The 11,376-nt window shown below is 41.5% G+C and carries 11 protein-coding genes and 1 riboswitch; all 11 genes read right to left on the bottom strand.

Annotated elements, in window-relative coordinates:
• Positions 1 to 6: 6 nt before the first annotated feature.
• Positions 7 to 1,572 carry a spore germination protein gene (locus NYE23_RS21925; protein WP_341081083.1) on the bottom strand — a complete coding sequence of 522 codons (1,566 nt, stop codon included), beginning with the start codon at positions 1,570 to 1,572 and terminating at the stop codon, positions 7 to 9.
• Positions 1,573 to 2,001: 429 nt separating this feature from the next.
• Entirely contained in the window at positions 2,002 to 3,399 is a 1,398-nt protein-coding gene (gene sufB, locus NYE23_RS21930; protein WP_061793255.1) for a Fe-S cluster assembly protein SufB, read from the bottom strand.
• Positions 3,400 to 3,505: 106 nt separating this feature from the next.
• On the bottom strand, positions 3,506 to 3,955 hold the full coding sequence (gene sufU / locus NYE23_RS21935; protein WP_197218604.1) for a Fe-S cluster assembly sulfur transfer protein SufU: 450 nt from the start codon (positions 3,953 to 3,955) through the stop codon (positions 3,506 to 3,508).
• Positions 3,945 to 5,174, bottom strand: coding sequence for a cysteine desulfurase (locus tag NYE23_RS21940; RefSeq protein ID WP_341081090.1), 1,230 nt, complete (start codon positions 5,172 to 5,174; stop codon positions 3,945 to 3,947). The genes sufU and NYE23_RS21940 overlap by 11 nt, the downstream gene beginning before the upstream one ends.
• Positions 5,174 to 6,484 (bottom strand): Fe-S cluster assembly protein SufD, encoded by a 1,311-nt coding sequence (gene sufD / locus NYE23_RS21945; protein WP_341081092.1) that lies wholly within the window; start codon positions 6,482 to 6,484, stop codon positions 5,174 to 5,176. Before sufD ends, NYE23_RS21940 begins: the two co-directional genes overlap by 1 nt.
• 17 nt (positions 6,485 to 6,501) lie before the next feature.
• Positions 6,502 to 7,287 carry a Fe-S cluster assembly ATPase SufC gene (gene sufC / locus NYE23_RS21950; protein ID WP_035329355.1) on the bottom strand — a complete coding sequence of 262 codons (786 nt, stop codon included), beginning with the start codon at positions 7,285 to 7,287 and terminating at the stop codon, positions 6,502 to 6,504.
• Positions 7,288 to 7,620: 333 nt separating this feature from the next.
• On the bottom strand, positions 7,621 to 7,773 hold the full coding sequence (locus tag NYE23_RS21955) for a hypothetical protein (RefSeq protein WP_169799774.1): 153 nt from the start codon (positions 7,771 to 7,773) through the stop codon (positions 7,621 to 7,623).
• A 294-nt stretch (positions 7,774 to 8,067) separates the two neighbouring features.
• The gene (locus NYE23_RS21960) at positions 8,068 to 8,439 is read right to left on the bottom strand and encodes a carboxymuconolactone decarboxylase family protein (RefSeq protein WP_048008467.1); all 372 of its coding nucleotides are present in this window, start codon (positions 8,437 to 8,439) and stop codon (positions 8,068 to 8,070) included.
• 123 nt (positions 8,440 to 8,562) lie between these two features.
• Positions 8,563 to 9,408 carry a MetQ/NlpA family ABC transporter substrate-binding protein gene (locus NYE23_RS21965; protein WP_341081095.1) on the bottom strand — a complete coding sequence of 282 codons (846 nt, stop codon included), beginning with the start codon at positions 9,406 to 9,408 and terminating at the stop codon, positions 8,563 to 8,565.
• Positions 9,409 to 9,420: 12 nt separating this feature from the next.
• On the bottom strand, positions 9,421 to 10,089 hold the full coding sequence (locus NYE23_RS21970) for a methionine ABC transporter permease (protein ID WP_341081098.1): 669 nt from the start codon (positions 10,087 to 10,089) through the stop codon (positions 9,421 to 9,423).
• Positions 10,082 to 11,107, bottom strand: coding sequence for a methionine ABC transporter ATP-binding protein (locus tag NYE23_RS21975; protein ID WP_222499099.1), 1,026 nt, complete (start codon positions 11,105 to 11,107; stop codon positions 10,082 to 10,084). Before NYE23_RS21975 ends, NYE23_RS21970 begins: the two co-directional genes overlap by 8 nt.
• Before the next feature lie 151 nt (positions 11,108 to 11,258).
• Positions 11,259 to 11,362, bottom strand: a riboswitch (SAM riboswitch).
• Between the last annotated feature and the right edge of the window lie 14 nt (positions 11,363 to 11,376).

Here is an 11,376-nt window from a genome sequence, read left to right on the forward strand (position 1 = left end):
CTTCCTTTATTTAATCCGAGTGGAGTCTTTGGGTTTTAATATTTCAGGTCTTTCTTTAAGAACACTATATGGTAATCGAAGTATTGCATCCTTCCAATCTTTAAATTGATACGGAACAAATGGAGAGGTATATTCAACACCAAAACTTTTAAGCTTGACAAGGTGAATCGTAATGGCCATCGCAAACATAATAATTCCAAATAACCCTAATACAGCAGCTGAAAGCATCATTCCAAAGCGTAAGATTCGAATAGCTATTGCCGCCCCATACTGCGGTAAAGAAAAGGAAGAAATTGCCGTAACTGCCACAACAATGACCATCATTGGGCTGACTAAGCCCGCTGTAACAGCCGCCTCCCCAATAACAAGCCCTCCTACAATTCCAACTGTTTGTCCAATTGGTTTAGGAAGCCTTACACCTGCTTCCCGCAGTATTTCAATTGTGATTTCCATCAATAATGCTTCTACAATGCTTGGAAATGGCACTCCTTCCCTGCTTCCTGCTATCGAGATTACTAAATCAGTTGGAATTAACCCTGGATGATACGAAATAAGTGCTACGTATAATGATGGACCAAATAAAGAGACAAACGCTGCTCCAAACCGCATGAAGCGAATGAGGGTGCCAACAAACCATCGTTCATAATAATCTTCCGGCCCCTGAAGAATAGAGGTAATCGTGACTGGCAGAAGCAATACAAAAGGCGTCCCATCAACTAAAATGGCTACACGTCCTTCTAATAATCCACTTGCTACTTTATCCGGCCTTTCAGTTGTTATGAGTTGTGGAAACGGTGATAAAAAATCATCTTCAATGAACTGCTCAATAATCCCCGATTCAAGTATTTGGTCAATATCAATTTTTTCTAATCGTTTTTTGGCTTCTTGGATGATGCTGTCATTTGTAATATCTTTTATATATGCCATGATAACCGGTGTTTGACTTCTGCGTCCGATTGTATATTTGTCTAAAACTAAATGGGGATCTCTAATTCGCTTTCGAATTAAAGACATATTCACAAGAATATTTTCGACAAACCCTTCTCTTGCCCCCCTCACAGAAGCTTCTGTAATTGGTTCTTCAATTTGTCTTGAAGGCCATTTTTTTGTTCCAAGTAAAAGGGATGTATCGACCTTATCAATTAGTAATGCCGTATCTCCATTCAAAACCTCCATCACACAGTCTTCTATCTTGTTGTATTCTTCTACATCCGTTAGCGTTACAACATGGTCTTTAATGGTTTCTTTGATGTGTGAGCCGGTGGCCCGGTCTTCTATTACATAGCATTCTCGCATTTGAAGTTCTAACATGATTGACTTTAATATTTGTTCATGAATTTGCTCTTTATCGGCAAGCCCTTTAATAAAAACGACAGCTGCTTTAACGTTATATAAGTCAATATTAAATCTGCGAATTGCGATATCAGGGTTATTTCCTAAAATATTTTGTATTCGCTCGAGGTTAGAATCCAAACTAGATGAAAAGAATACATCTGTCCCATGTATCTTCACTTGTTGATGAGCATTTTTCGTTTGTTTTTTCTTTTTTTGTAACCAAGCCCATTGATTCATCTCCCTCACCTGCTTACATAAAATATTTTTTCAAACTGGTAAGTTTTAAGTTACTTTAGGTGTGGAAATTTTGATTAAGGGGATGCTAAATCTTTAACTGGATTTAATTGATCGTAACCATTTTGAAACTTTGGAAATAGAATAGGGAATTATAAAAGCTAAACATGCACCTAATAAATGTTCCCATTTTGGAAGGAAAGATATGATATTCTCCATAAACTCATCACCTGCTATTTATTTTCACCTAACACTTTAGTTATCATTCATTTTATAAAAGATGGAAACCCTAAATGAAGACATAAAGAAATCGGCAGGAAATGGAGTGGAAAGATACAGGTTGAATAACTGCCTTCCTTCAAAGGTGGAGTCGCTTAAACAAAAAAATGATTGAACGGCATAGCCGTTCAATCATTTTTTAAAAATTTATTATTAACCAATAGAACCTTCCATTTCAAACTTGATCAGACGGTTCATTTCTACTGCGTATTCCATTGGAAGTTCTTTCGTGAATGGCTCAATGAAGCCCATTACGATCATTTCTGTTGCTTCTTCTTCTGAAATTCCACGGCTCATCAGATAGAATAGCTGTTCTTCTGATACTTTTGAAACCTTCGCTTCATGCTCAAGAGAGATGTTGTCGTTCAGGATTTCATTGTATGGAATCGTATCCGAAGTTGACTGGTTATCCATAATTAACGTATCACACTCGATGTTGGCGCGTGCACCTTCCGCTTTGCGGCCGAAGTGAACGATTCCGCGGTATGTTACTTTACCGCCCTGCTTGGAAATCGATTTAGATACGATCGTTGAAGACGTGTTTGGTGCAAGGTGAATCATTTTTGCACCTGCATCCTGATGCTGCCCTTTGCCTGCTAATGCAATGGAAAGGGTCATGCCGCGTGCGCCTTCTCCTTTAAGAATAACTGCCGGATATTTCATTGTCAGTTTAGAACCAATGTTTCCGTCAATCCATTCCATTGTTGCGTTTGATTCACAAACAGCACGCTTCGTAACCAGGTTGTATACGTTGTTTGCCCAGTTTTGGATGGTTGTATAACGGCAATATGCGTCTTTTTTGATGATGATTTCAACAACCGCACTATGAAGTGAGTTGGTTGTGTACACAGGTGCTGTACAGCCTTCTACATAGTGCACATGTGCGCCTTCATCAACAATGATAAGAGTACGCTCAAATTGCCCCATGTTCTCAGAGTTAATGCGGAAATATGCCTGCAATGGCGTATCAACCTTAACTCCTTTAGGAACATAGATGAACGATCCGCCAGACCAAACCGCTGAGTTTAATGCAGCGAATTTGTTGTCTGTCGGAGGGATAACCTTTGCCCAGTGCTCACGGAAAATATCTTCATTCTCGCGAAGAGCGGAATCTGTATCCTTGAATACAATTCCTTTTGCTTCAAGATCTTCCTGCATGTTATGGTAAACAACCTCTGATTCATACTGTGCAGAAACACCTGCAAGATACTTCTGCTCTGCTTCCGGAATACCCAATTTATCAAACGTTTGTTTGATTTCTTCAGGAACCTCATCCCAAGAGCGTTCAGTTTTTTCAGAAGGCTTTACATAATACGTAATTTCATCAAAGTTTAATGACGCTAAATCTCCGCCCCATTGCGGCATAGGCATGTTATAGAAATGGTCCAATGATTTTAAACGGAAGTCAAGCATCCATTGTGGCTCTTCCTTCAATTTTGAAATCTCTTCTACAATTTCTTTTGTCAAACCGCGTTTTGATCGGAAAATGGAAACGTCTTTATCGGCAAAACCATACTTGTAATCGCCGATCTCAGGCATCTTTTTTGCCATCGTCGTATTCCTCCATTCATATAGGAAAGGGTTCACACCCTATCAATTCATAGTTTTTTAGCACACAAGGCAGACGAAACAGTTTTTAATCAAACGTTTGATTAATTTATTCCTGGTCTTCTTTCTCCGTGCCAACGCCTTTTTCCATTGCTTTCCATGCCAAAGTGGCGCATTTGATTCGGGCAGGAAATTGGGAAACTCCCTGAAGAGCTTCGATATCGCCAAGATCCAGATCATCTTCATCATATTCTTTTCCCAGCATCATGTCCGAGAAAACTTTGGAAAGCTTTAAGGCTTCTTCAATATTTTTACCCTTGATGGCTTGGGTCATCATGGAAGCTGAGGACATGGAGATGGAACATCCTTCGCCTTCAAATTTCGCATCAGCCACTTTGCCGTCCTCAAGCTTCAGCGTCAATTGAATCCGGTCCCCGCAAGTAGGGTTATTCATATTGATCGTCAGGCTGTCATCTTCAAGTACCCCTTTGTTACGAGGGTTTTTATAATGATCCATTATAACCTGGCGGTAAAGGGTATCTAAATTTTTAGAAGACATCGCTGAAATACTCCTTTGTTTTGACAAGCCCTGAAACAAGCTTATCAATATCTTCTTCCGTATTGTACAGATAGAAGCTTGCACGTGCAGTTGCCGACACCTTAAGCCACTTCATCAGCGGCTGTGCACAATGGTGGCCGGCGCGGACTGCAATTCCTTCCGCATCCAATACAGTAGCCACATCATGTGGATGAACATCATCTATATTAAAGGTAACCAGACCGGCCCGTTTAGAGGCTTCTTTCGGCCCATATATGGTCATTCCGTCTATAGCAGACATTTTTTCCATAGCATAAGCGGCCAGCTTGTGCTCATATGCCTCGATTTCGTCAAGGCCAATCTGCTCAAGGAAATCAATAGCAGCACCCAGTCCAATGGCACCTGCAATAATTGGCGTGCCTCCTTCGAATTTCCACGGAAGCTCCTTCCATGTCGATTCATAGAGGCCGACAAAGTCGATCATTTCGCCGCCAAATTCAACCGGCTCCATTTTTTCAAGGTGCTTTTTCTTTCCGTAAAGAACACCAATGCCGGTAGGACCACACATCTTATGGCCGGAAAAAGCAAGAAAATCACAATCCAGGTCCTGAACATCAATTTTCATATGCGGAGCACTTTGTGCACCATCCACAACCATAATCGCGCCATTCTCATGGGCGATTTTTGCAATTTCCTTAATCGGGTTCATAACACCCAGTACATTCGATACCTGCATGATGGATACGATTTTTGTATCGGCTGTTACGGTTGTCCTGACATCCTCAAGGGAGATGGTTCCATCTTCCTGCAGAGGAAGATACTTTAATGAGGCACCCGTCTGCTTAGCTACCTGCTGCCACGGAATGATATTGCTGTGGTGCTCCATGTAGGAGATAACAATTTCATCGCCTTCAGACAGGTTTGCGCGCCCGTAGCTTGCTGCAACTGTATTGATGGAAGTTGTTGTTCCTCTTGTGAAAATAACTTCCTCAGTCGATTTGGCATTAATGAATTTACGCACCTTTTCCCTTGCACCTTCATAGCCATCTGTTGCTCTGGTGCCTAGCGTATGGACACCTCTATGAACATTCGAGTTATATTCCCGGTAGTATTTATCGATCGCTTCAATTACCGGAACAGGCTTTTGGGAAGTAGCGGCACTGTCCAGATAAACAAGGGGCTTTCCATTGACTTCCTGATCCAGTATGGGAAACATTTGCCGAATCTCACGGGCATTCATTATTTTACTTTCCTTTCAATAATGGCAGTCAGCTGCTTTTTAACGCCTTCGATTGGAAGAGCATTAACAACTGGCGCCAAGAAGCCGTGAATAACAAGACGTTCAGCCTCTTTTTGGGATATGCCGCGGCTCATTAGATAATAAAGCTGCAATGGATCCACACGGCCAACTGAAGCTGCGTGTCCTGCTGTTACATCATCTTCATCGATTAATAAAATCGGGTTGGCATCCCCGCGCGCTTTTTCGCTTAGCATCAGTACGCGTGACTCCTGCTCGGCATTTGACTTGGAAGCCCCATGCTCGATTTTACCGATTCCATTAAAGATGGATGAAGCAGAGTCTTTCATAACCCCATGCTTTAAAATGTAGCCTTCGGAATTCTTTCCGAAATGAACTACTTTCGTTGTAAAGTTTTGAGTCTGTTCTCCGCGTCCTACAACAACTGTTTTAGTATCCCCGAAAGAACCGTCTCCAACAAGGTTAGTTGTATTCTCTGAAACTGTATTGCCATCGTTCATAAGTCCAAGAGCCCATTCAATGCGGGCATCACGGCCTGCAACCCCGCGGCGGTTCACATAAGCTGTTGTTCCCTTAGCAAGTGTGTCAACCGCACCATATTGTACTCGTGCATTTGCATTGGCAATGACCTCTGTAACAATATTGAAGATACCGTTCGCTTCCTCAACTACAGAAACATAGTTTTCCACGTAAGTAACTGAGCTGTTATCTTCAGCTACAACCAATACATGGTTGAACAGGTTTGCCTCTTTATCATCATGGATATATACAGCCTGAATCGGCGCTGAAATTTCCACATTTTTCGGAACGTATAAGAACGCTCCGCCGTTTAAAAGAGCCGCGTGCAAAGAAGTTAAACGGTGTTCGTCCGTTTTGACGCCATCCTTCATAAAATATTTCTGAAGAAGCTCGCTGTGTTCTCTTGCCGCTGTAAAGATGTCTGTGAAAATAACACCTTTTTCCTGAAGTTCTTTAGATACAGACAAATGAGTTGGTCTATTATTGCGCTGAATATATAAATTCTGATCGCCAGCTTCTGTATCAATCAGGTTTCTTACATCCTCAGGAAGGTCGTTTAGAGACGCAAAGTCTTCGCTTCCGACAATGTGCTTTTCGAACTGTGTGAAGTTCCATTTACCTATTTTGGTTTTATCAGGCTTTGGCATTGGCAGGCTTTCCGCGTCTGCAAGCGCATTTAGACGGAGTTCTGTCAGCCATGCCGGCTCGCCCATATCTTTTGAAAAGGAACTAACATATTCCTTATCAAATGGTAGTTTTATTTCCGTTGTCATAGTGATCCCCCTAACGCTTACGCTTCTTGCCCAACTGTTTCGTCTTCAATGCCCAATTCTTTCTTAATCCAGTCATATCCTTCAGCTTCTAAGCGCTGTGCAAGCTCCGGTCCGCCTGATTTTACAACGCGGCCCTGCATCATTACGTGAACATGGTCAGGTGTGATGTAGTTAAGAAGGCGCTGGTAGTGTGTGATAATTAAGCATCCAAACTCTTCTCCGCGCATTTCATTGATTCCTTTTGAAACAACCTTCAATGCATCAATATCCAAACCGGAATCGATTTCATCCAGGATAGCCATTTTAGGTTCAAGCATCATTAATTGAAGAATTTCATTGCGCTTCTTTTCTCCGCCTGAGAAACCTTCATTAAGATAGCGCTGAGCCATGTCAAGATCCATTTCAAGGAATTCCATCTTGCTGTCCATTTTGCGGATGAATTTCATAAGAGAAATTTCATTTCCTTCTTCAAGGCGGCTGTTAATTGCAGAACGTAAAAAATCGGCATTTGTTACGCCGCTGATTTCACTTGGATATTGCATTGCAAGGAACAGGCCGGCACGTGCGCGCTCGTCAACTTCCATTTCAAGAACATCTTTACCATCTAAAGTGATGCTTCCCTGTGTTACTTCATATTTTGGATGGCCCATGATAGCAGAAGATAAAGTAGATTTACCTGTACCGTTCGGCCCCATAATTGCGTGGATTTCTCCGCCTTTAATCTCAAGGTTTACACCTTTTAGTATTTCTTTTCCCTCAATAGCAACATGAAGGTCTTTAATTGTAAGTACTGATCCTGCCATAATATATACCTCCGTCAATAAAAGAAGATTTGTAAATCGGTTTCATCCGCAAATCTCTATTCTCATTTTATTCTCATTACAATCTTATAACAAATCAAATATCATAGCAACTCTTTAAGACCATTAACAAACTTTTCAAACGAAAAAGTTTAGAAAGCCTGTAAATATAAATTTTATCATATAAAATCTTTGTCATCAAAGAGTGAAATTACCGGAAACCAGCATGTCCTGTCTATTTTTTCCCGGTACTGAAATTTCATGTACTGCAAAAAGAAAACCAGTGCATCATTGGCACTGGTTACTATTTACTTCATTATTATATATACCTTTAACTTAGGAATGAATTTTTCTTTCAAGATCTGCAACTAAGCGCTGGCTCTGAAGATAATCTTCTTCACGTCTTTTTTCAACTTCCATTCGAATATCATGTTTCCGGCTGTACACTTCATATCCAACTCCATGGGCAGCTTGCATAGCTTTTTCCATTTCACTCGTGTAGTTCAGCTGTAACTGACTAATAATGAATCAATCCTTTCGGTTTTTATGCTTTTCAGCATTTGGTTTTACATCTAAAATCTTAACACTCAAACTATACCCCGCACAAAGCGGAAAAAACCTGATTTTTTTAGCAAAATAAGGAATGAGAACTGGTGAAACGCTTTCATACTTCCTTTCCTTAGAATACTGGCCGAATGCTCTGGATAAATGGTTGTTTTTATAAATTTTCTGAAAAATCATCATTGCAAAAGAAAACTCCTGCTGCCAAGCAGGAGAAGATTTTCAGTGATTTTGCTGATTCAATTCGGTCATGGCCTCCTGGACGAGCGTAACCGCCTGGCTCATGGCCGCTCCGCCACCAAAAGCTGCTGTTACTCCTACTGCCTCAAGAATCTCTTCTTCGGACGCCCCTTGATCAATGCAGCCTTTGGTGTGGTAAATAATGCAGTATTCATCCTGAGAATATAAACTGATGCCGAGCGCGATCAGCTGCTTCTCTTTTTGGGATAAAACCCCTTCTTTAAAGCAGGCTTCTGTAAAAGCATTATAATGCTTTGCCAAATCAGGCATTTTTTCAGTGAAAACACCTAATCCGACTTTATAATCATGCAGGGCTTCTTCTATTGAGTTTGAAGGTTCATGATAATGTTCCATCGATCTCCACTCCATTTCAAATAGTATCAAGGTTAGTATGTTTGATTGCATTTCAATCTATACGGGAAGTGGGGCTGCTGATCCACAAAAAAAACAGGCGCTGTGAACGCCTGCATTTCTGCCTTACTCAGATACCGGCACAACGGCACCTTTATATTTTTCAAGAATGAAATCCTGAATTTCTTTAGAACGAAGCACTTCTACAAGAGCTTTAATTCCTTCTTTTTCTTCATCGCCTGTGCGGACTGCAATTACATTTACGTATGGTGAATCTTTGTCTTCAATTGCAATTGAATCTTCAAGAGGATTCAACCCGGCATCAATTGCATAATTGGAATTGATCAGGACTGCATCCCCTTCTCCATTATTGTAGATTTGAGGAAGAAGTGATGCTTCATATTCAGTATCAAACTTTAACTTTTTAGGATTTTCTTTAATATCTTCCAGAGTTGCTTCCGTTTTTTCTACATCTTCATTTAAAGTAATAAGTCCCTCTGCTTCAAGCATGGAGAGAATACGGCCATGGTCTGCTACTGAGTTGCTCATGATGATTGATGCACCCTCAGGAAGTTCATCAAGGCTCTTATACTTTTGGGAATATACTCCGATTGGTTCAATATGAATTCCGCCTGCATTTGTAAAATCATATCCATGTTCAGCTTTCTGTGACTCAAGGTAAGGAATGTGCTGGAAATAGTTTGCATCCAGCTCCTTAGACTCAAGAGCCTGGTTTGGCAATACATAATCCTGGAATGGCACAACATCAAGTTCAAAGCCTTTTTCTTCAAGTAATGGCTTTGCTTCTTCAAGAATTTCAGCGTGAGGTACGTTGGAAGCCCCTACTGTAATTTTAGTGTTTTCTTTACTTTCTCCGCCTTCACCGGCATTGCCGTCTTTTTCCGAAGTTCCGCAAGCTGCAAGAACAAGTGCTACTGCAAGTGCAAGAGCAAGTGATAACCATTTTTTCATGTCAATCTCTCCTTAACGTTTGTCTAATTTTGTTGTTATGATATCTCCAATAAACTGGATGATAAATACGATGATTAGAATAATGACAGTCGCCATAACCGTCACATCATTGCGGCTCCTCTGGAATCCTTCCAGGTAAGCGAGGTTTCCAAGTCCCCCAGCACCGATAACACCGGCCATGGCTGTGTAGCCAACCAGCGCGATGGCTGTAACGGTAATTCCTGAAACAAGGGCGGGCATTGATTCCGGAAGCAGAACCTTCCAGATAATCGTGCTTGTTTTTGCGCCCATAGACTTGGCCGCTTCAATTACACCTTTATCTATTTCCCTCAAGCCGATTTCCACCATTCGGGCATAAAACGGGGCAGCACCAATAATTAATGCAGGCAATGCTGCATCCTCCCCAATCATTGTCCCAAGCAAAAACTTCGTAAATGGAATCAGTAATACAATAAGGATAATAAATGGAATCGAACGGAAAATATTGACGAACGCTGAGATAATTTTATTGATTGCTGCATTTCCCCAGATATTCCCCTTTGAGGTTAAAAAGAGCAGCAGCCCCAAAATTGCTCCTAAAATAAAGGTTGCAATAACAGAAATAGCTGTCATATAGAGAGTTTCCACAGTAGCTTCCCACATGGAGTCCCATTTCACATTTGGAAACCATTCATTAAGCATTGGAAATCACCTCCACGCCCACCTGCTGAGAATGGATAAATTCAATCGCTTTTGCAACTTCCTCTGCTTCTCCATCAACATGGATGAATAAGGTGCCGTAGGAACCATTCTGTGTCTGGGAAATCTTCCCCTGCAGAATATTAACAGTTACCTGGAAGTGACGGATCAGGTTTGTAATCAATGGCTGTTCAGCTGATTCGCCGACAAATCCTAATTGGACTACTTTTCCTTTTGGATACAAATCGACCAGATGATCAATCGTTTCCTTCGTTTCTTCAGGCTCTGTCACCTGCTGGACAAAGCGCTTTGTAATCACAGCTTTCGGATTCTTAAAGACATCCAATACAGGGCCGATTTCCACAATCCGGCCGCCTTCCATAACAGCAACCCGATGGCAGATTTTACGGATTACGTGCATTTCATGTGTAATGAGGACAATGGTTAAGCCCAGCCGCTCATTGATGTCAACAAGCAGCTCCAAAATGGAGTCTGTTGTCTGCGGATCAAGGGCAGATGTTGCCTCATCACAAAGCAGCACTTTTGGATTATTGGCTAGGGCTCTGGCAATCCCTACTCTTTGCTTTTGACCCCCGCTAAGCTGGGAAGGATAGGCATCTTCTCTTCCCTCCAGACCGACGAGTTTAATGAGCTCATCTACTCTTTTGAGCCTTTCCTGCCGGGAAACCCCTGCGATTTCAAGCGGAAATGCAATATTCTCTCTTACTGTCCTCGACCATAACAGGTTGAAGTGCTGGAAAATCATGCTTATTTCCTGCCGCGCTTTTCTTAGCTTGCTTCCCTTTATCTTTGAAACCTCATTGCCTGCTACTGTTACACTGCCATGGGTAGGAAGCTCCAGCCCATTCAGCATGCGGATTAAGGTACTTTTACCTGCACCGCTGTATCCGATAACACCGAAAATTTCTCCTTCTTTTACCTCCAGGTTTACATCGTCAACTGCTTTTACCTGACCGTTTTTTGAAGAGAATATCTTCTGTACATCTTTTATGGAAATCAACGTGATAGTCACCTCTTTTATCGAAAGATACAGATAATAATTAATAGACTGCTTTTATTCCCTATTCTTCACTCTAAATAGGCTTTCATGCGCAAAAGCAAAAATGCCTTTCTGCACATGAGCAGAAAGGCATAAAAAAATTTAGTCCTTTCTCTCATCTATCAAAGCTATGCTTTGAGTGAATTGGCACCATTTCAACTAATTGACGGTTGCCGGGCTTCATAGGGCACTTCCCTCCACCTCTCTTGATAAGAGCGTAACGTTCTATA

Source organism: Cytobacillus sp. FSL H8-0458 (assembly GCF_038002165.1).
Classification (GTDB): Bacteria; Bacillota; Bacilli; order Bacillales; family Cytobacillaceae; genus Cytobacillus.